This is a genomic window from Ruegeria sp. AWH4_226, assembly GCF_056159225.1.
On sequence record NZ_JBSWUU010000001.1, the window covers coordinates 569,998 to 587,875 of the forward strand.

Genomic DNA, 17,878 nt, shown 5'->3' on the forward strand with positions numbered 1-17,878 from the left:
CGTGGCAGAACAAGACAAACACGGCGTATTGCCGACCCCAAGTTTTGATAAACCAGTGAAGCTGTTGCTGGTAGTGGCACCGTTCTACCGCGCAATTGCAGATGACCTGATCGCCGGTGCAAAAGCCGAGATCGAAGCCGCGGGCGGCACATGTGAGGTGGTCGAAGTGCCCGGTGCGCTGGAAGTTCCAACCGCCATCGCCATGGCAGATCGCCAATGCAATTTCGATGGCTATGTCGCGCTGGGCTGTGTCATTCGTGGCGAAACCACGCATTATGAAACCGTATGCAGCGACTCAAGTCGCGCGCTTCAGTTGATGGGTTTGCAAGGTCTTTGTATCGGCAACGGAATACTGACCGTTGAAAATGACAGTCAGGCCGAAGTGCGCGCGAACCCCAAAAAGATGAATAAGGGTGGCGGTGCAGCCGCTGCGGCCTTGCATCTGATCGCACTCAGCCGTAAGTGGGGCGCTTCGAGAAAGGGCGTAGGTTTCAAACCTCCGTCCGAGTCCATCCTTGTGGCAGGCGACAGCAACGGATCCACGACAGCATGACCCAGACAGACGCGCCGAAACCGGCCAACCAGAAACGCCTGATGAAATCCGCCGCCCGGCTTTACGCCGTGCAGGCGCTGTTTCAAATGGAACAGTCAGGCCAAACGACCGAACAGGTTGTGAATGAATTTCTGGATCACCGTTTCGGCGCTGTCTATGAGGGCGAAGAGATGCTGGACGGCGATATCAGCGTTTTCCGCAAACTGGTTGAAGATGCGGTGAACTACCAGGCGTCAATCGACCAGATGACCGACCGAGCACTGGTTGCAAAATGGCCGATCGCACGCATTGACCCAACCTTGCGCGCTACGTTCCGCGCGGCAGGGGCAGAACTGACCCAAAGCGATACGCCACCCAAAGTCGTCATTACCGAATTCGTTGATGTTGCACGCGCTTTTTTCCCGGAAGGCAAAGAACCCAAATTTGTCAACGCGGTAGTGGATCACATGGCGCGCGAAGCCAAGCCCGAGGCGTTCTGACACCTTTACCGCCGCACTAGATGCGCTAACCTCGTGCTCAGATCTCAAGGAGGCCCATCATGCCCAAGCTTATTCGTCTATACATTACGCAAACCGCCTGGGGCTTTGTGATCTCAGCCGTTTTTGTTGGGGTCCTTCTTGCGCTGAACGTCGCGAACTTGCGCAGCCTTATCTCTGGTTCGGATATTGGGCTGATCGCGCTGGTCATGATCTGGATCATGAACGGGATCGTTTTCGCGGGCGTGCAATTTGCCTATGCGATCATGAACATGGCCGAAAAACCGCAGGGTCCGCGACGTGGAACACCTGTAGCTGTCGACTTCAAACCCGCTCCGGTGAAGGTCGAACAGAGCTGACGTTTTAAAGGGCGACCAAAAACTCTCATTGGCACTTAATGCACGTGCGTTAGGGGCACCCATGTGGCTGTAAGCGCTGCCGCTCACTAAGTGTGATGCAGCTATGCCGTTTCATCACACCCGTTTTGGTGCTGCGGTAAGATTTGAAATGTGGCGGGACCACCAGTCAACCGTGCGGTGTGATTCCCGAGGACCTGTATGTACAGGTGGGCGCCAGGTAATCAGGCCAGGACCTGAACAGAGCCAGCCCCCTCGGAATTGCTTAAGGCCACCAGAATGCTACCAGTCACAAGAAGGGCAGAACCCGCCAAGCGACTAATTAGGGCGTCCGGCGGGTTGGTACAAGGGGTTACGCGTCAACTGTTTCATGTAGGGCGGCGCGCATCTTACCGAAATGCTCGTCCCACCCATTGTCCAGCGCCAGGATCAGATCAAAGGCCTCAGCAGATTGCGGCAATCCTTCGTGCTGCAAGCTTAGGCGTGTCCCGCCCGCGACGGGGGCAAGCATCCATTTGACAACGCTGACCGCGTCTCCCATCGGTTTGACGGTGAAGGTATACTCGAGATATTCCGGCGCGCGTGCTTCGCGCACTTCACCCCAAATGAGAAGGTCACCACTAGTGGTTCCGTACATCTCAAGTTTTTGTCCTTTGACCAACGTGTTCCGGGGTTTGTGAAACCACTCTGACAAACGTTCAGGCTCAGTCAAAAAAGCCCAAACGGTTTCCGGTTCGGCCCGCAGAAAGATTGTTTTTTGCAAAACAGCTTTAGTCATTTTTATTTCCTTTCAATAGCTTCCTTGAGAGAGTTGAGGCGGTCATCCCAGAACTGGTCGAAGTAGCTGAGCCAATCCAGCACCGGGGCCATACCGCGCGGTTCCAAGCGGTTTATGCGCTCTCGACCACGCGCCTCAACAGTGATCAGCCCGCCGTCAGACAGGACCGTCAGGTGCTTCTTTACAGCGGCTCGGGTCATGTCGAACCGGTCTGTTAGTTGTCCGATTGTCATGTCCTCTGACGCTAGCAGTTTGACGATGTCCCGACGAGTTGGGTCGGCCAGCGCACGGAACGCGTTTTGGGTAAGGGTCTGCATTCGTCACCTCGGTAAAGATACCATTTGGTATTATATATATGTGATACTAAAAGGTATCATGTCAAGCGCGAAGTGTAGACTTTACTTTTGTTCACCAATTGTTCACATTCTTAGCATGACATTGGAATTGCAGCCCGGACAGAAACTGGCACGCGGCGTCGCCCGCCATCTTTGGGCGCATGGCTTTGTTTCGGTTGAGGAATTCGTTCCGGCACGTGGGTTGCGCGTGGACGTGATGGGCTTAGGCCCAAAGGGCGAACTTTGGGTGATTGAGTGTAAGTCCAGTCGGGCGGACTATCAGGCCGATTCCAAGTGGCAGGGGTATCTTGAGTGGTGTGATCGGTTTTTCTGGGCGGTCGACACAGACTTTCCGACGGATCTTTTGCCTGCGGAAACCGGGCTGATCATTGCTGATGCGTATGACGCGGAAATTATACGTATGGCGCCCGAGGACAAGCTTGCTCCAGCCAGGCGCAAAAAGATGATGCAGAAATTTGCAACCGATGCTGCTCGCAGATTGCAGGCCCTGCGCGATCCCCGGGTTTAAAGGTCAGCCCTTCACAGCCCGGGCGGCCTGCGCGGCCGCGCGGATCTCGTCCGCGATTTCTTCAGCTTCCTCAGGGTCGAAATCCATGGGAATTTCAATGCCGTCCGCCTCGATGAAAAGACGTATCATGCCTTGATCCGTTGGGCCGATCTGCAGGTTGGCCTGAATGTCGCGTTCGGTGTTGATGCCCATTTTCGCCTCCGGGACTGAGCGTTTTTGCTAACCTTGAAAGGGTTGAGAATCAAGCTGCGTTTGAGGTTTGGTGCAGTATGAAAAACGTTCAGATCAGACCTTTTTGCGCGTCCGATGCACCTTGGTTGGTTGAGCAACACGGAACGCTTTATGCACAGGCCGAAGGGTTCGATGCTTCGTTCGGTACCTTGGTCGGGCAAATCCTGGAAGACTTTGTTTCCGGCCATGATCCTTCGTGCGAACGGGGTTGGATTGCGGAACACGATAGGCAAAGGCTTGGTAGCATCTTTTGCGTGAAACTTGATGAACAAACTGCAAAGCTGCGGCTTTTCCTGTTGGTGCCAGAGGCACGAGGGCAGGGGCTGGGAAAGCGGCTATTGGACGCCTGTACAGGGTTCGCGCGCGGTGCGGGTTATGCGGAAATGCACTTGTGGACCCATGAAAGCCACCGTGCGGCTTGTGCGTTGTACCGCGCGAATGGGTGGCAATTGCTAGGCAGCAAACCTGTACAATCCTTTGGGGTCGATCTTGTCGAACAAAGCTGGAAAATTAGGCTTTAATCCCCTTGCATTCCCCGAGCACGTTCGGTAAATCGCCCCTCACGAGTGCCGCCTTAGCTCAGTTGGTTAGAGCGCTGGATTGTGGATCCAGAGGTCCCCTGTTCAAGCCAGGGAGGCGGTACCATCTTCTTCACAATACGTCGGGAATTGAGCGGTTTGAGCGCTCGGTCACTAGCCGTTCTGCGATTAATTTGGTGTCAGCCAAGTTGACGGCTGGCGCGCTTTTACTTAGCGCGCCAGGTTCAGCCTAAGCCGCATTTTACTGCGATTTGCTTCGGGCAGATGCCTGTTCAATCGCTTGTTGACCATTCCGAACCCCCAGATGACCACCAAAGTCAGCAGAATGAAGTAGAAGGCAAGAATCGGATATGGAATGAACGGATTGAACGTCTTGTCCGCGAAGTAACCGGCATAATAGAGGGCGTCGCCCCGTTGCTGCCAGACTGGGAAGGCCGAGAAGAACACCAGCGTGGTGGCATGAAACAGAAAGATCGCCTCATTCGTGTAAGCGGGCCACGCCAGGCGCAGCATTGTAGGCCAGATGATCCGACGGAACCGCGACCAACCGGTCATGCCATAGGCATCCGCGGCCTCGATATCGCCCTTTGGGATTGAGCGCAGCGCGCCATAGAAAATCTCACCCGAGTAGGCCGCGGTGTTGAAAAACAGCACGATCAAAGCGCCCAGCCATGCAGACGTAAGTGCGTCGAGGAATGGCAAGCTCTGCTTAAGTGACAGGAAGAAGAAGTAGGCAAAGAAGAACTGAATGAACAGCGGAGAGCCTCGGAACAGAAAGATGAACCACTCTGACGGTTTTCGCAGCCATGTGTTCGTGGACGCCTTGCCAAGGGCCAGGGCCGTAGCCAGAAAAAACCCGGTCGCCAGTGCCATAATTCCGAAATAGATGTTCCAGATCATGCCCGAGCCAATAAGGGTGAACTGCTGGCAAAGGGTAAAGTCGTTTGTTGGCAGAAGACGTTCGCCAATTCCGACTGAGCGCAGGGCGTAGTCCTGGATTGTTTGCAAGCAGCTCATGCGGTTGTCTCCTTGCGCAGCAACTCACCGCCCGAGGTTGCCTGTCCGTGGGACAAGCGGCGCATCAGCTTTTCCAAAGTAATTTCTGAGACGCGGGTCATGCCAAGGTAGAACACAAGCAGGCCTAGGAAGTACCACATGCGCCAGTCGCCATGCGGGTATTGGGTGAAGCGCGGGTTCTTGAAGGCACCCAGTTCGCGTGCCCAATAGACGATATCTTCGATCCCAAGCAGGAACAGCAGTGGCGTTGCTTTGATCAACACCATCCACAGGTTCGACAGGCCGGGTAGGGCATAGACCCACATTTGCGGCACGAGAATGCGCCAGAACGTTTGTCGGCGGGTCATGCCGTAAGCCTCGGCCGTTTCCAGCTGTGCATGGGGCACGGCGCGCATACCGCCGAACAGAACATTGGCGGCAAACGCACCAAAAACGATGGAAAAAGTAATAACAGCCAGAAAGAAACCGTAAGTTTCGTGTACCCATTCCGGTGCGCTGCCTAGTGGCAGTTTCGCGGCCTGACATACGATGAAGTCATTGCCTTGACGGATTGGGTCGGTCCATTCGGGGCACAGAATTTGGTGCCGTGTCCATTCGAACGCTTGATCCAGCGCGATCACGAAGAACATGAAAAAGGCAATATCCGGTACGCCGCGCACGATGGCGATATAGCCCTTACCCAGCAGGCTGAGCGGAAGGACATGCGACCGTGCCGCCATTGCGCCCAGGAAACCAAACCCCAGTGCAACCGGAGCTGTGATCGCCAGAAGCAGTAAAACCTTGAAAAAAGACAGGTAGAACACCCAGTGCACACCATTGGTCAGATAGCATGAAAACCAACGGAATGTGCCGAGAGTTTCGGGATCTGTACAGAACGAAAAAATGGTCGGCCTCCTTGACGGGCAAGGGCTCAGAGGCGGCGCGCCTGAGAAAGCGGGCGCGCCGCGATGTGCAATATTAGAAGGTCGAGGACACTTCCCACTTGGTGATCAACTCGTTCAGGCTGCCATCATCCTTCATGGACTGAATGGCTGCGTTGAACTTTTCTTTCAGCTCACCATCGGATTCACGGATACCCATGCCGACGCCGCCACCCAACGGTACTTCGTCGCCAACGAAAACAAGACCTGAGCCGTCTTCGGTAAACGGAAGCAAGAAGGATTTGTCAGCCAGAACTGCATCTGCTTCGCCGTTACGCACGGCTGCGATGGTTTCTTCGGGGCTTGCAAACTCAACCAGAGTTGCACCGGATTCGGCGACATAGCCAGCCTGAATGGTGCCCGTTTGTGCCGCGATCACGCCACCGGACAGGTCAACACCATCGGACATCGCGATATAGGCAGACGGATCTGGCGGCGTGTAGTTCTGAGTGAAGTCGATGACCTCATCACGCTCGTCAGTGATGGACATGCCCGCGATGATTGCGTCGTAGTTGCCCGAAACGAGGTTAGGAATGATCGAATCCCAGTCGTTTTTGACCCATTCACATTCCAAATCGGCGCGCTTGCACAGCTCATCACCCAGTTCACGCTCGAACCCGTCGATTTCGCCCGCGTCGTTGACGAAGTTCCAAGGTGCGTATGCGCCTTCGGTGCCCAGACGGATGGTCTCCGCCATAGCCATGCCCGCGCTAAGCGCCAGGGCTGCAGTGGTCAGAATTAGTTTTTTCATTGGATACTCCCCAGTTAGTTTTCTGTCCTGAATTTAAGCCGCCTTTGTGGCGGAGAGAAAGCCCCGAAGTCGCTCGGATTCGGGGGACGTGAAGATATCTTTCGGTGACCCTTCTTCTTCGATCAGGCCATGGTGCAGGAATACGACGTGGCTTGAAATATCAGCCGCCATTTTCATGTCGTGGGTCACAATGATCATGGTACGACCTTCGGCAGCCAAATCCTTGATCACCTTGATTACTTCCTGTTCCAGTTCTGGGTCCAGCGCTGAGGTTGGCTCGTCGAACAACAGCGCCTCGGGCTCCATGCACAGACCACGCGCAATGGCCGCGCGCTGCTGCTGGCCACCGGACAATTGCGCCGGGTAGACGTCGCACTTGTCGCCGATACCAACCTTGTCCAGGTACTTGCGCGCACTGTCTTCGACTTCTTTTGAGTCGCGGCCCAATACGGTCACCGGAGCTTCCATCACGTTTTGCAGAATGGTCATATGGGACCAAAGGTTGAACTGCTGAAACACCATCGAAAGATTGGTGCGAATGCGCATAACCTGCTTTGGATCCGCTGGACGGCGGTTATGCCGTTCACCTGACCAGTGCACGGGCTCGCCTTTAAACAGTATCTCACCCTCTTGGCTATCTTCCAGCAGATTGCAGCAACGTAGAAGGGTTGATTTTCCGGATCCGGAGGACCCGATCAGGGATACGACATCCCCGCGTCTGGCCGTAATATCGACCCCTTTCAGCACCTCCAGATTGCCGAAACTCTTGTGTAGGTTTTTGATTTCGATAACTGGAGAGGAATCTGTCACAGGTGGCCCATGTGTTGTCGGTGTTGGTGCGGTACTAGGGCTTAAAAATCATGGTAATGCAATGCGCAATTGTCATGATTACGTGCCGAAACCGTCAATTTGACCAAAGGTACTGCTCAAAATGGTCAGCCAGTGCGTTTGGATCGGCTATTTTACCGTCGGATTGGCGACAGACAGATAGGCATCTGCTGGAATTTTGATCAGGCCGCGAAGGTGCAGCATCTCGCGATCCGTAGCAGGCAAGTCGTCAATCGCGGCGCGCACGGCATGGGCGATGCCTGTCGCGTCTTGGCCACTAGCGGTGATGTAGGGCAGGGCGGGTGTGGGGCGTGTTGCGTCAACCTCACGCAAGCTGGACCCCAAGTTGGAATGTTCCTTGAGCAGTTCCCAGGTAAGCGTATCCAACGCGGCAAAATCAGCCTTGCCTTCTACCACAGCATCCGCAGACAGCGCATGGCTTCCGGTCTCAACGGTCGCGGCCAAACGTTGGCTGCGTGCGCCCAAATGAACCAACGGTGCTGCCCAGCCTGATTGCGAAAGATGGTCATTGAAAGCAAAGGTACCGACCGAAAGCGCGTCCAGATCACGCGGATCACCCCTGCGCGCCAGGAATATGGATCGGTAGTAGCCAGCCGGGCATTCCTTTAGCCCATAGTCCGGTGTGCCAACCAGTTGCACCTTGTCATGGAGGCGGGTGCGATAGGGCATGCCGCAAGTCTGGGCAAAGGTAAGGTCCGGGCTCAGCCAAACGTCCCACATGTCAGCGTCACGCGTCAGGTGATCGGGACCGAAGCCTAGGTGATTTCGAATCAACGCCCAAAAGCGATCGTTGGCGTCTTGCAAAGGGGGCATGTCATACATGCCCAGCATCGCGATCACGATTTTGCTGCCTTTTGACGTGCCAAAGCGGAATCAACATCGCTCACGCCCAGCAGGCTAACGACCAACCGCAACAGCGAGTCCTCTTCCCCGGTACGGTGCCCATCTGCCAGTGCGACCGACCACATTGCCTGCACAACGGCAAGCCGGTCGTCGTATGCTACGGCTTCTTTGATAGCGCGCGTGAAGCGCACGGTATCGGGGGCTTCGGCCTCAAGATCTTCGGCTCGGGCACGTAATGAAGCGGCTTCGAATGGTGAAAGGCCATAGCGTTCGACGCAAACCCGGTCGATTCGCGCCATCTCGCTGTCAGCATAATCGTTATCGGATCGGGCGATGCGCACCAGCAGTGCCGTCAGCGCGAGGCGCGCGTCAACTTCGGGAAGAGGGTCGGGGTCGGGCCGCGTGAGCCGGGACAGAAAATCACTAAACATGAGTTAGATATAAATGGGGCTCAAAGCTCTTCCAAGCGTCTTTGCACCCTTTGGCGTGCAGACTGGCTGTCCATAAAGCTCAACCCCATGGCAATGCGCGCCTCCTCCACGATCTTGATTTCGCCTTCGTCCGAGTTTCCATCGGCCAGAACAATCTCCCACAGGGCGTCCAGTGCCGCGAGGCGTTCGTGCAGGTCGGTGGTTTCGCGGATCAATTTGCCGAACGTGTCAGTATCAGGCGCGGCGGCGTGCAGCTTTTCGCAAGTGGCGCGGACCTTGGCGGCTTCGATCGCGTTGTGCTGATAGAGCCGGGCAAGAATCCTGTCGATAAGGCTGATTTCTTCCAATTTATAGTCCCGGTCCGCCTGCGCAACGCGAACCATGAGCGCACCCAGAGCAAGCTCTGCATCCGGGTCCGGTAAATTGTCGTGTTGCGGTGGGCGCAGGGCCTGAAAGAACTTCTTTAACATGCCCTGAGGTTATTCCATATTTTGTGGCCCGCCAAGCATCGACTACCCGTCATAGCCTTGAATGATTCAGCCGTTCCTTAAGGTGGCAGAAACACGCTCAGCGCGAACCACTTGCAGCGAAATCACCCCTTTTGAAGCGCTTCTTTTGCTTGTTCCTGCAGCCAGGTCAACATGTGCCGGTATGGAACGGGACCATAGCTGATCCGGGCTACGCCCAGCGATGCCAGTGTGGCCGTATCAGGGGTTCCGGGCAGGGCGATGATGTTCACGGGCAAGTCCGATGATTCGCACAAAGTGGCAATCATATCCTTGTCCCTCAGCCCCGGAGCAAAGAAACCGTTGGCACCGGCGTCAGCATAAGCTCGGGCCCTGGCGATTGCGTCGTTTAGCATGGCATCGTTATGGGTATCAGGCTTTGCCTTCAGAAAGATGTCGGTACGGGCATTGATGAACGCCGGTATGCCAGCGGCATCGCATCCTTCGCGCATCGCCCGCACCCGTGCGGCCTGAGTTTCGGTATCATAAAGATCACTTGTTCCAACGATTTGGTCTTCGAAGTTAAAGCCGATGACCCCGGACTCCAGCGCACGCTGGGTGTTTTCCGCAACGCCCATCACATCTTCGGCATACGCGCCTTCGAAATCCAATGTGACCGGCAGGTCAACTGCGGCAACAATCCGGCGAGCATTCTCAAGGGCGGCTTCGATCGGGATGTTCTGACCGTCACCATACCCTTGCGCCATAGCAACCGGGGCACTCCCGGTTGCAATCGCCTTGGCGCCCGCGTCGCGTACGGCACCTGCACTGCCCGCGTCCCAGATGTTGTACAAAATTACCGGGTCACCCTTTTTGTGCAGGGCTGCGAAAGTCTCCGCTTGTTTGATCTGTTTGGTCATGGCCGGCCTCCTGTCGCTGTGTTGGCGACAGTTATCCGTGGAAACGGCTGGCACGTATAGTTTCTTTTTGCGCTCACCGTCACAATGCAGTGACTCGCCCGCCGTTATACGAGGCGAGAGCTGTCCTTGGCCGCGCGTACGAAATCGCGAAACAGGGGGTGCGGGTCGAACGGTTTTGATTTGAGTTCGGGGTGGTACTGCACACCGATGAACCACGGGTGATCCGACCATTCGACGATCTCTGGCAGACGTCCGTCCGGCGACATGCCTGAAAACTTCAAGCCCGCTTTTTCCAGCTTTTCCCGATACTTGATATCCACCTCATAGCGGTGCCGGTGGCGTTCTTCGATATTGGTGCCGCCGTAAACTTCGGCCACTTTCGATCCCTCGGCCAGTACGGCATTATACGCACCCAAACGCATGGTGCCGCCCTTATCGTCTCCAACTTTGCGTTCGACAGTATGATTTCCCTGTACCCATTCCTTCAAATGGTAAACTACTGGTTCAAAACGCTTCTTTCCGGCCTCGTGATCGAACTCTTCTGACCCGGCTTCGGTGATCCCGGCGGCGTTTCTCGCCGCTTCGACTACTGCCATTTGCATACCGAGACAAATACCCATGTAAGGGACTTTATGTTCGCGCGCATACTGGGCGGCCTTTATCTTGCCCTCCGTGCCGCGCTCACCAAAGCCACCGGGGACGAGAATCGCGTGGAAGCCTTCCAGATAGGGGGCAGCATCTTCGGTGTCGAAAACCTCGGCATCGACCCACTCGACCTTGACCTTGACGCGGTTGGCCATACCGCCATGGGTCAAAGCCTCGGCAATTGACTTGTAGGCGTCTTCCAGCTGAGTGTACTTCCCGACGATGGCTACACTCACCTCGCCTTCGGCATTGTGAATACGGTCGCTGACGTCTTCCCATTTCGCCAGATCAGGCTTGGGGGCCGGGCTGATCTGGAAGGCATCCAGTACCGCCTGATCCAGTCCTTCACGGTGATAGGCCAGCGGGGCGTCGTAAATCGTGCTGAGGTCCTGCGCAGCAATCACACTATCAGGGCGCACATTGCAGAACAGCGCCAGCTTTTCACGCTCTTTCGGTGGGATCGGACCTTCGGACCGACAGACCAGAATGTCAGGCGCCAAGCCAATGGAGCGCAGTTCTTTGACCGAGTGCTGGGTCGGCTTGGTTTTCAATTCGCCAGACGCCTTGATGTACGGCAGCAGAGTGAGGTGCATAAAGATGCACTGACCACGCGGCTTGTCCTGGCTGAACTGACGAATGGCTTCGAAGAAGGGCAGGCCTTCGATATCGCCAACGGTACCGCCAATCTCACATAGCATGAAATCGACCTCATCTTCGCCGATGGCGATGAAATCCTTGATCTCGTTGGTGACGTGGGGGATCACCTGAATGGTTTTTCCAAGATAGTCGCCGCGACGTTCTTTTTCGAGCACATTTGAATAAATCCGGCCCGAGCTGACCGAGTCGGTCTTGCGCGCTGCTACACCGGTGAACCGTTCGTAGTGCCCAAGGTCCAGATCAGTTTCGGCCCCATCATCGGTCACGAAGACTTCGCCATGCTCAAACGGCGACATGGTGCCGGGATCGACGTTCAGATAGGGGTCCAGCTTGCGCAGACGTACCGAGTATCCCCGGGCCTGCAACAACGCACCCAGAGCCGCCGAAGCCAGCCCTTTGCCCAAGGACGAAACCACACCACCGGTGATGAAAATAAAACGCGCCATGTTTTTCGGCTGCTCCCGTGAGACGTCAATATCAGCTGCCCGACGGTTCCAAAAAACCGCTGCATCACGGGACTTCACACATAAAGGATTCGCGCCAAAAGCGCAAGAGAACCGCAAGATGCTGTTGCAGTCCTCTGTATGATTTCTAGGTTTTGTGGATCAGTTCGCTTGCGGAATCAAAGGCGCGTTGTCGCCTTCTGCTGGCGGCAACAGATCATTTGCCGACGGCACTGCAGGGGCGCTTTCTTCGGTCGGGGCCGGAGCGGGAACGCCCAAGCGGTCAATTACCGAACTGCCAGAGGATTTCTGAGCCGCCAGAATCGTCAGAGTGATTGAAGTCACGATAAAGCACGCTGCCAGAATCCAAGTCACTTTGCCCAGTGCGGTCGCTGCCGCGCGGCCAGTCATGGCACCACCGCCGCCACCGCCCATACCAAGGCCACCGCCTTCGGACCGCTGCATCAGAACGACAGCGATCAGGCCCAGAGCCAAAAGAAGATGGATGATGAGAACAACGTTTTCCATGGTGGTCCTGTACAGCGTGGCGTGTATCGCGTGGTACTTATGCAAGTTTGCCAGCGGGGGCAAGGGACGAGTTGACATCATAACACGGGATGCGCGGCATCGCATCAAATTGACTGGACAGAGGGACGGCTGTTCAAGCAGGGTGCGGTTCATGCCGCATGACGACCACGATCACCCGCACGCTTTGCTCCCACCCGAACCCGCGCTGCGCGTAAAAGCGCTTGAGACGATTCTGACCCGAAAGGGGCTTGTTGACCCCGCGGCGCTGGACGAACTCATTGACGCCTATCAGAACAAGATCGGACCGCAAAACGGTGCGCGCGTCGTCGCCAAGGCCTGGTCTGACGAGCAGTTCAAAAAAGACCTGCTGGAAGATGCAACCTCGGTTGTCACTGATCTAGGATTCTATGGCCGACAGGGCGAACATATGGTGGTTGTCGAGAATACGCCCGAGCAGCACAATATGGTCGTTTGCACGCTGTGCAGTTGCTACCCTTGGCCTCTGCTTGGGATTCCGCCGGGCTGGTACAAGTCCGACACCTACCGCGCCCGTGCCGTGCGTGAGCCGCGCAAAGTTCTGGCAGAGTTTGGTGTCACCTTACCACCGGAGACGGCCGTGCGCGTGTGGGATTCGACGGCGGAAATTCGTTACCTCGTGCTTCCGATGCGGCCAGAAGGCTCAGAGGGGCTCAGCGAAGATGACCTGGTGGCGCTTGTCACCCGCGACAGCATGATCGGCACTGGGCTGCCCAAAGTGCCGACATGACGCGCGTGCACGATATGGGTGGACGGTTTGGGGACGGTCCGGTTCGGCCCGAGGCCGAAGATGCACCGGTTTTCGCCGAAAAATGGCAAGGGCGGGCCTTGGCAGTGACGCTTGCCGCCGGATCTTTGGGACAGTGGAACCTTGATGTCACGCGGCACGCACGGGAAAGACTATCGCCCAAGGATAGTGTCCGGTTCTCCTATTACGAAAGGTGGATTTCCGCAGTTGCTGACCTGCTGGTGGAAAAGGGTGTGCTAAATGCACAGGATTATTGTGACGGGGGCACTGCTGAGTCACATCCTCTTTCGTCACGCGCCTTGAAAGCCGAATCTGTTCCCGCGGTCCTTGCCAAGGGTGGGCCAACGGAACGACCTTCGACCGTGCCGGCACGATTTGAGACCGGGCAGAATGTCCGCACGGTGCGCCCAACGGCCAATCGCCTTGTTGATGGTGGCCATACGCGCCTGCCGTCCTATGCATCCGGTGCGGTCGGTAGAATTGTTCGGCTACATGGCGCGCATGTGTTTCCCGATTCAAATGCACACGGTTTAGGTGAGGCGCCAGAACCGCTCTATGCTGTGGCGTTCGCTGCGTCTGAACTCTGGGCGCAACCAGAGCATCCTAAGGATGAAGTGGTGCTTGATCTGTGGCAAAGCTATCTGGAGCCGATATGAGCACCTGCGTCACTCATACCGCCCCTGAACCCGCGTTCTCTGAGCCGTGGCACGCACAGGTGTTCGCCATAACCGTGGCCCTGAACGAGGACGGTCGCTTCGATTGGTCCGACTGGGTTGCCCGTTTTTCAGCGACACTCAAGCGTCGAGGCCTGGACCGCGAACTGGATGGCGGGGATGACTATTTCAACGCCTGGCTGGAAACGCTGGAACATCTCTTAGCCGAACAAGGCGCGACCGCTCAGGGGGAAATCTCTGATTTCAGGAATGCATGGGAAGAGGCGTACCTAACAACACCTCATGGTGAACCGGTGAGGTTGGCGCCGCGCGACTAAGTGCGTTGGGTGCATTTTTTGAAAACGCACCCGAGGATATCCCGACAGGTAGTGACATCTGGGTAAGGGCGGGAACTGCGGCGAAATACCGGTTTCCCTGCCGCTTTGTCCCCGCTATACGAGCCGGGTTTGATAACTCAGCGCAAAAGGACCGGATATGGCCAATGTGGTTGTTGTCGGCGCCCAGTGGGGTGACGAAGGAAAAGGCAAGATCGTCGACTGGCTAAGCGAGCGGGCAGACGTCATCGCGCGTTTCCAAGGTGGACATAACGCCGGTCATACTCTGGTCATTGATGGTGAGGTTTACAAGCTGCACGCATTGCCATCGGGCGTCGTGCGCGGCGGTAAGCTGAGCGTCATCGGCAATGGCGTTGTGCTAGACCCCTGGCACCTGATCAAAGAGATCGAAACGATCCGTTCACAGGGCGTAGATATCACGCCCGAGACACTGATGATCGCCGAAAACACACCTTTGATCCTGCCATTCCACGGAGAACTGGACAGGGCGCGTGAAAACCAGAACTCGGTTGCGAAAATCGGCACCACCGGGCGCGGGATTGGCCCATGCTACGAAGATAAAGTCGGTCGCCGCGTTATCCGTGTCGCTGATCTTGCCGATGAAGCGACGCTTGCCCTTCGCGTTGATCGCGCGCTGGTCCACCATAACGCGCTCCGCAATGGTTTGGGACTTGAACCCATCAATCGTGATGAACTGATTGCATCGCTAACCGAGATTGCGCCGCAAATCCTGCAATACGCCGGACCCGTCTGGAAGGTCATGAACGAAAAGCGTAAAGCCGGAAAGCGTATCCTCTTTGAAGGCGCACAGGGCGCACTTTTGGACATCGACTTTGGCACCTATCCGTTCGTGACATCATCCAACGTGATTGCCGGACAGGCCTCGACCGGTGTTGGCATCGGCCCGGGATCGATTGATTTTGTTCTGGGTATCGTGAAAGCCTACACAACCCGCGTGGGTGAGGGTCCGTTCCCAACCGAGCTGGACGATGACGATGGCCAACGCCTAGGCGAGCGTGGGCATGAGTTCGGCACTACGACCGGCCGCAAGCGCCGCTGCGGTTGGTTTGATGCCTGCCTTGTGCGCCAGACCTGTGCGACCAGTGGTGTCAATGGTATCTCGCTGACCAAGCTGGACGTGCTGGATGGTTTCGAAACGCTGAAAATCTGCGTGGGATATGAACTGGATGGTGAGCGGTTGGACTATCTGCCAACCGCGGCAGATCAACAAGCCCGCTGCACGCCTGTTTATGAGGAAATGCCGGGGTGGAGCGAATCCACTGAAGGCGCGCGCAGTTGGGCGGATTTACCAGCCAACGCCATCAAATACGTGCGCCGCGTTGAAGAGCTGATCGAATGCCCTGTGGCCCTTTTGTCCACCAGCCCGGAGCGGGACGACACCATCCTGGTGACCGACCCGTTTGCTGACTGATGAGCGATAAGGAAAAACCCGGCCTGAGCTACAAGGCCAGGCGGCGATGGTCTCTGGTGCTGCTCGTGATTGGGTTGCCGATCTATATCGTGGCGGTTGTGACGATCGTGAACCGGCTGGACCGGCCACCGATCTGGCTGGAGCTGCTGGTCTATATCGGGCTGGGCATTCTTTGGGCGCTGCCTTTCAAATTTGTTTTCAAAGGTGTTGGCAAAGAAGACCCGGATAAAGACGCGGATTGATTTCTGCTTTGGGGGATTCACAAGTCTTAAGTCTTACAATGCAGTCTTTGGCGGGAGCTTGAACAGGTGTAATGCGGTCCGACACTGATGCAGCCAAGCTCTAGGTCGTGAAGACCACTGGCCAGGCATCTTTGGACTTTTCGCATTCGGCCCATGCGCCGGATGGGTGCGAGCGGTTTGCAACGACGCATTCGCGCGCAATCCTTTTTTACGATCCGTCCTTGCATCACACGCTGAAAAGGCTGTCAGAGGACACTACAAAGCGTTCCTGTCAGACAACGGCTCGCAAGTCGTTGCCGTGTATCAAGGCGCTTACCCTATACATATCGTCTTTAAGTTTTTCGTTGCGCCAGTCCTCTTGAAATCGTTCCACTGACAGCAGGCCATCAGCATCAAATTCGGGATCAACGGTGGCCAAACGGCGCGTTGCGCGCTTCAATCGGACGTCATCATCCAAGTGCAATGCGGCAGCAGCCCTGTATGCGGCGGCACGGCGGGTCATGCGTGGAAATGCTGTCGCTGCGCTATAGCACGCCTCCCACTCGCCCAGGACGTAATTGGCGATCACTCCCACCTCACGGCAATACTCGGGAAGAAACGGATCGAGCTCTTGCGCGCGCTGCTGAAATTCAAGCGCCGTTTCACCGTCGCCCATGTAGTTATGAACATTCCCAGCATGGGCAACAATGTAGGCATGGTTCGGCGTAATCTCGAGCGCGCGGGTGAAATGGTAAAGGGCGCTGTCAAAGTCTTCTTTGTAAAGAGCCAATGAACCCATGATCCTGTGGACCTCAGCATCGTCACTGTCCAATTCCAACGCGCGGCGCCCCATAGACCAATAGTGATCCACATCGTTGACACCAAGCCATTCGTCGCGCGTTGCCACAGCGCAAGCCAGCCATGCCTGTGCCCGACCGAAATTGGGGTCTTTCTCCAGAGCCTTTTCAAGCCACCCCATCGCTTCTTCGGCATTGTCACGCGTGACGCCGCCCATTCGGTGATAATGCAAACCGCGCTTTAGACAATCATAGGCTGCCATGTCTTCCGTAGGTTTTGCGCGGGCTGTTTCCTCTGCCTGTCTTTCAACACGACCGGCCACTGCAGCTGCGATTTTGGCAACCATGTCATCTTGAACGTCGAAAAGGTCATTCACATCACAATCATATTTCTCTGACCAAACCTGCTCCTTTGTGATGCCGTCAATCAGGCTTGCTGAAATCCTTACGCGCGCGCCAAGCACGCGCACGCCGCCCTCGATACCGTAGCGCACGCCGGTTTCCTTACAGATTTGTTCTGATGGAGCATCCCGTTTTGCCAACGAAAAACTGGCGTTGCGTGAAATTACAAAAAGCTCCTTAAAGCGTGACAATTCCGTAATTAAATCTTCAGTGAATCCGTCGGCGAAGTAGTCTTGTTCGGCGTCTGCGCTGCGGTTTTGAAATGGTACGACAACGACGCCGTTGTCACGTTGAGACTGCGCCGCGGGCTGAGTAACAGCAGTCTCTTGTGTCAGCATGCAGCTGTGTATTCCAAGGTCCCCTTCAACCGAATAAAGCTCGACGGGATCATCAATGTTTTTCAACTGACGCGGACCAAGCTTTTTGAACCGAACCTGCGCGCCGCGTTTTGCTTGCTCGAAAACCGTTTGTGAAACCAAAACACCGCCGGGTTCAGCCTCGGCTTCGATACGCGACGCGATGTTCACACCGTCGCCAAGAAGATCTTCGCCATCCGCTATCACATCAGCAAGATGAATTCCGATCCGAAGTTGCAGCCCGATTTGCTGAGCGTTATGAGGGGCCGCCAGTTCGCGCTGTAATTCGAAGGCACCGCGCACGGCCGAAACGGGGCTGGTAAACTCAGCCAATGCGCCGTCGCCTGACCAGCTGATTATTCTGGCACCATGACGTTCCGCCTGTTGGCGCACAATTTTGCGTAGCCGTTTCAGACGCAATATTGTGTCCTCCTCAGAACGCTGCATCAGCGCAGAGTAGCCAACGACATCTGTGGCAAGTACCGTAGAAAGGCGGCGTTCCATTTCGGCCTTCATCTTCGCTCCTCCCACAAGCGACGATTTATACCACAATTGTCCAAATGGACCTAGTAACCCATTTGTTCGTCTGGCCTGATTTGTGTTTTTTGATTTGATGCCTGGATGATTTGC

Annotated in this window: 24 protein-coding genes and 1 tRNA gene; 11 read left to right on the forward strand and 14 right to left on the reverse strand. The window is 56.0% G+C overall.

Features of this window, described 5'->3' with window-relative positions; translation table 11 throughout:
• The first annotated feature begins 1 nt into the window (after position 1).
• Genes ACXAET_RS02740 through ACXAET_RS02750 form a run of 3 tightly spaced genes read left to right on the forward strand, consistent with a single transcriptional unit; the run spans position 2 to position 1,388 of the window.
• Positions 2 to 553, forward strand: a complete 552-nt coding sequence (locus ACXAET_RS02740) for a 6,7-dimethyl-8-ribityllumazine synthase (RefSeq protein WP_475180739.1) — start codon at positions 2 to 4, stop codon at positions 551 to 553.
• A complete protein-coding gene (gene nusB / locus ACXAET_RS02745) occupies positions 550 to 1,032 on the forward strand; it encodes a transcription antitermination factor NusB (protein ID WP_475180742.1) in 483 nt (160 codons plus the stop codon). The genes ACXAET_RS02740 and nusB overlap by 4 nt, the downstream gene beginning before the upstream one ends.
• 59 nt (positions 1,033 to 1,091) lie before the next feature.
• Positions 1,092 to 1,388, forward strand: coding sequence for a hypothetical protein (locus ACXAET_RS02750; RefSeq protein ID WP_475180746.1), 297 nt, complete (start codon positions 1,092 to 1,094; stop codon positions 1,386 to 1,388).
• Positions 1,389 to 1,737: 349 nt separating this feature from the next.
• Here ACXAET_RS02750 and ACXAET_RS02755 read toward each other — a convergent pair whose 3' ends face one another.
• Positions 1,738 to 2,163, reverse strand: coding sequence for an SRPBCC family protein (locus ACXAET_RS02755; RefSeq protein WP_475180749.1), 426 nt, complete (start codon positions 2,161 to 2,163; stop codon positions 1,738 to 1,740).
• Positions 2,164 to 2,165: 2 nt separating this feature from the next.
• Positions 2,166 to 2,480 (reverse strand): ArsR/SmtB family transcription factor, encoded by a 315-nt coding sequence (locus ACXAET_RS02760; RefSeq protein WP_475180751.1) that lies wholly within the window; start codon positions 2,478 to 2,480, stop codon positions 2,166 to 2,168.
• 115 nt (positions 2,481 to 2,595) lie between these two features.
• Between ACXAET_RS02760 and ACXAET_RS02765 the strand changes: the two genes are divergently transcribed.
• Positions 2,596 to 3,027: an MmcB family DNA repair protein gene (locus ACXAET_RS02765; RefSeq protein WP_475180754.1), complete on the forward strand. Its 432-nt coding sequence runs from the start codon at positions 2,596 to 2,598 to the stop codon at positions 3,025 to 3,027.
• 3 nt (positions 3,028 to 3,030) lie between these two features.
• Here ACXAET_RS02765 and ACXAET_RS02770 read toward each other — a convergent pair whose 3' ends face one another.
• Positions 3,031 to 3,219 (reverse strand): DUF6324 family protein, encoded by a 189-nt coding sequence (locus ACXAET_RS02770; RefSeq protein ID WP_068334412.1) that lies wholly within the window; start codon positions 3,217 to 3,219, stop codon positions 3,031 to 3,033.
• Between the two features lie 77 nt (positions 3,220 to 3,296).
• Between ACXAET_RS02770 and ACXAET_RS02775 the strand changes: the two genes are divergently transcribed.
• Complete coding sequence (locus ACXAET_RS02775) at positions 3,297 to 3,779, forward strand: N-acetyltransferase family protein (RefSeq protein WP_475180757.1); 483 nt, start codon at positions 3,297 to 3,299, stop codon at positions 3,777 to 3,779.
• 47 nt (positions 3,780 to 3,826) lie between these two features.
• Positions 3,827 to 3,903: transfer RNA gene (locus ACXAET_RS02780), tRNA-His, on the forward strand.
• Positions 3,904 to 4,007: 104 nt separating this feature from the next.
• Here the strand turns inward: ACXAET_RS02780 and ACXAET_RS02785 are convergent.
• The 10 genes from ACXAET_RS02785 to secG form a co-directional block, all read right to left on the reverse strand.
• Positions 4,008 to 4,814, reverse strand: a complete 807-nt coding sequence (locus tag ACXAET_RS02785) for an ABC transporter permease (protein WP_475180759.1) — start codon at positions 4,812 to 4,814, stop codon at positions 4,008 to 4,010.
• Positions 4,811 to 5,698 (reverse strand): ABC transporter permease, encoded by an 888-nt coding sequence (locus ACXAET_RS02790; RefSeq protein WP_475187059.1) that lies wholly within the window; start codon positions 5,696 to 5,698, stop codon positions 4,811 to 4,813. The genes ACXAET_RS02785 and ACXAET_RS02790 overlap by 4 nt, the downstream gene beginning before the upstream one ends.
• Before the next feature lie 73 nt (positions 5,699 to 5,771).
• A complete protein-coding gene (locus ACXAET_RS02795) occupies positions 5,772 to 6,485 on the reverse strand; it encodes a transporter substrate-binding domain-containing protein (protein WP_475180763.1) in 714 nt (237 codons plus the stop codon).
• Between the two features lie 33 nt (positions 6,486 to 6,518).
• The gene (locus tag ACXAET_RS02800; protein WP_475180766.1) at positions 6,519 to 7,295 is read right to left on the reverse strand and encodes an ABC transporter ATP-binding protein; all 777 of its coding nucleotides are present in this window, start codon (positions 7,293 to 7,295) and stop codon (positions 6,519 to 6,521) included.
• Positions 7,296 to 7,442: 147 nt separating this feature from the next.
• Positions 7,443 to 8,165 (reverse strand): phosphate/phosphite/phosphonate ABC transporter substrate-binding protein, encoded by a 723-nt coding sequence (locus tag ACXAET_RS02805; RefSeq protein ID WP_475187063.1) that lies wholly within the window; start codon positions 8,163 to 8,165, stop codon positions 7,443 to 7,445.
• 5 nt (positions 8,166 to 8,170) lie between these two features.
• Positions 8,171 to 8,608 carry a tellurite resistance TerB family protein gene (locus ACXAET_RS02810; protein WP_475180769.1) on the reverse strand — a complete coding sequence of 146 codons (438 nt, stop codon included), beginning with the start codon at positions 8,606 to 8,608 and terminating at the stop codon, positions 8,171 to 8,173.
• 20 nt (positions 8,609 to 8,628) lie between these two features.
• Positions 8,629 to 9,078, reverse strand: coding sequence for a tellurite resistance TerB family protein (locus ACXAET_RS02815; protein WP_068334428.1), 450 nt, complete (start codon positions 9,076 to 9,078; stop codon positions 8,629 to 8,631).
• A gap of 122 nt (positions 9,079 to 9,200) precedes the next feature.
• Positions 9,201 to 9,974, reverse strand: coding sequence for an isocitrate lyase/PEP mutase family protein (locus tag ACXAET_RS02820; protein WP_475180771.1), 774 nt, complete (start codon positions 9,972 to 9,974; stop codon positions 9,201 to 9,203).
• Between the two features lie 104 nt (positions 9,975 to 10,078).
• A complete protein-coding gene (locus ACXAET_RS02825) occupies positions 10,079 to 11,722 on the reverse strand; it encodes a CTP synthase (RefSeq protein ID WP_475180775.1) in 1,644 nt (547 codons plus the stop codon).
• A gap of 159 nt (positions 11,723 to 11,881) precedes the next feature.
• On the reverse strand, positions 11,882 to 12,247 hold the full coding sequence (gene secG / locus ACXAET_RS02830; protein ID WP_475180779.1) for a preprotein translocase subunit SecG: 366 nt from the start codon (positions 12,245 to 12,247) through the stop codon (positions 11,882 to 11,884).
• A 151-nt stretch (positions 12,248 to 12,398) separates the two neighbouring features.
• Between secG and nthA the strand changes: the two genes are divergently transcribed.
• The 5 genes from nthA (at position 12,399) to ACXAET_RS02855 (ending at position 15,714) form a co-directional block, all read left to right on the forward strand.
• Positions 12,399 to 13,013 (forward strand): nitrile hydratase subunit alpha, encoded by a 615-nt coding sequence (gene nthA / locus ACXAET_RS02835; RefSeq protein WP_475180783.1) that lies wholly within the window; start codon positions 12,399 to 12,401, stop codon positions 13,011 to 13,013.
• Positions 13,010 to 13,687, forward strand: coding sequence for a nitrile hydratase subunit beta (gene nthB, locus ACXAET_RS02840; RefSeq protein ID WP_475180785.1), 678 nt, complete (start codon positions 13,010 to 13,012; stop codon positions 13,685 to 13,687). Before nthA ends, nthB begins: the two co-directional genes overlap by 4 nt.
• Positions 13,684 to 14,022 (forward strand): nitrile hydratase accessory protein, encoded by a 339-nt coding sequence (locus ACXAET_RS02845; RefSeq protein WP_224890347.1) that lies wholly within the window; start codon positions 13,684 to 13,686, stop codon positions 14,020 to 14,022. The genes nthB and ACXAET_RS02845 overlap by 4 nt, the downstream gene beginning before the upstream one ends.
• Before the next feature lie 157 nt (positions 14,023 to 14,179).
• A complete protein-coding gene (locus tag ACXAET_RS02850; protein ID WP_068334446.1) occupies positions 14,180 to 15,472 on the forward strand; it encodes an adenylosuccinate synthase in 1,293 nt (430 codons plus the stop codon).
• Positions 15,472 to 15,714 (forward strand): DUF2842 domain-containing protein, encoded by a 243-nt coding sequence (locus ACXAET_RS02855; RefSeq protein ID WP_475180790.1) that lies wholly within the window; start codon positions 15,472 to 15,474, stop codon positions 15,712 to 15,714. The genes ACXAET_RS02850 and ACXAET_RS02855 overlap by 1 nt, the downstream gene beginning before the upstream one ends.
• Before the next feature lie 271 nt (positions 15,715 to 15,985).
• Here ACXAET_RS02855 and ACXAET_RS02860 read toward each other — a convergent pair whose 3' ends face one another.
• A complete protein-coding gene (locus ACXAET_RS02860) occupies positions 15,986 to 17,764 on the reverse strand; it encodes an adenylate/guanylate cyclase domain-containing protein (RefSeq protein ID WP_475180792.1) in 1,779 nt (592 codons plus the stop codon).
• Positions 17,765 to 17,878 lie beyond the last annotated feature (114 nt).

Bases quoted from the DNA above. Each gene is read 5' to 3' on its own strand.
- nusB (WP_475180742.1), top strand. From the start codon at position 550: ATGACCCAGACAGACGCGCCGAAACCGGCCAACCAGAAACGCCTGATG.
- ACXAET_RS02750 (WP_475180746.1), top strand. From the start codon at position 1,092: ATGCCCAAGCTTATTCGTCTATACATTACGCAAACCGCCTGGGGCTTT.
- ACXAET_RS02755 (WP_475180749.1), bottom strand. From the start codon at position 2,163: ATGACTAAAGCTGTTTTGCAAAAAACAATCTTTCTGCGGGCCGAACCG.
- ACXAET_RS02760 (WP_475180751.1), bottom strand. From the start codon at position 2,480: ATGCAGACCCTTACCCAAAACGCGTTCCGTGCGCTGGCCGACCCAACT.
- ACXAET_RS02765 (WP_475180754.1), top strand. From the start codon at position 2,596: ATGACATTGGAATTGCAGCCCGGACAGAAACTGGCACGCGGCGTCGCC.
- ACXAET_RS02770 (WP_068334412.1), bottom strand. From the start codon at position 3,219: ATGGGCATCAACACCGAACGCGACATTCAGGCCAACCTGCAGATCGGC.
- ACXAET_RS02775 (WP_475180757.1), top strand. From the start codon at position 3,297: ATGAAAAACGTTCAGATCAGACCTTTTTGCGCGTCCGATGCACCTTGG.
- ACXAET_RS02785 (WP_475180759.1), bottom strand. From the start codon at position 4,814: ATGAGCTGCTTGCAAACAATCCAGGACTACGCCCTGCGCTCAGTCGGA.
- ACXAET_RS02795 (WP_475180763.1), bottom strand. From the start codon at position 6,485: ATGAAAAAACTAATTCTGACCACTGCAGCCCTGGCGCTTAGCGCGGGC.
- ACXAET_RS02805 (WP_475187063.1), bottom strand. From the start codon at position 8,165: ATGCTGGGCATGTATGACATGCCCCCTTTGCAAGACGCCAACGATCGC.
- ACXAET_RS02810 (WP_475180769.1), bottom strand. From the start codon at position 8,608: ATGTTTAGTGATTTTCTGTCCCGGCTCACGCGGCCCGACCCCGACCCT.
- ACXAET_RS02815 (WP_068334428.1), bottom strand. From the start codon at position 9,078: ATGTTAAAGAAGTTCTTTCAGGCCCTGCGCCCACCGCAACACGACAAT.
- ACXAET_RS02820 (WP_475180771.1), bottom strand. From the start codon at position 9,974: ATGACCAAACAGATCAAACAAGCGGAGACTTTCGCAGCCCTGCACAAA.
- ACXAET_RS02825 (WP_475180775.1), bottom strand. From the start codon at position 11,722: ATGGCGCGTTTTATTTTCATCACCGGTGGTGTGGTTTCGTCCTTGGGC.
- secG (WP_475180779.1), bottom strand. From the start codon at position 12,247: ATGGAAAACGTTGTTCTCATCATCCATCTTCTTTTGGCTCTGGGCCTG.
- nthA (WP_475180783.1), top strand. From the start codon at position 12,399: ATGCCGCATGACGACCACGATCACCCGCACGCTTTGCTCCCACCCGAA.
- nthB (WP_475180785.1), top strand. From the start codon at position 13,010: ATGACGCGCGTGCACGATATGGGTGGACGGTTTGGGGACGGTCCGGTT.
- ACXAET_RS02845 (WP_224890347.1), top strand. From the start codon at position 13,684: ATGAGCACCTGCGTCACTCATACCGCCCCTGAACCCGCGTTCTCTGAG.
- ACXAET_RS02850 (WP_068334446.1), top strand. From the start codon at position 14,180: ATGGCCAATGTGGTTGTTGTCGGCGCCCAGTGGGGTGACGAAGGAAAA.
- ACXAET_RS02855 (WP_475180790.1), top strand. From the start codon at position 15,472: ATGAGCGATAAGGAAAAACCCGGCCTGAGCTACAAGGCCAGGCGGCGA.
- ACXAET_RS02860 (WP_475180792.1), bottom strand. From the start codon at position 17,764: ATGAAGGCCGAAATGGAACGCCGCCTTTCTACGGTACTTGCCACAGAT.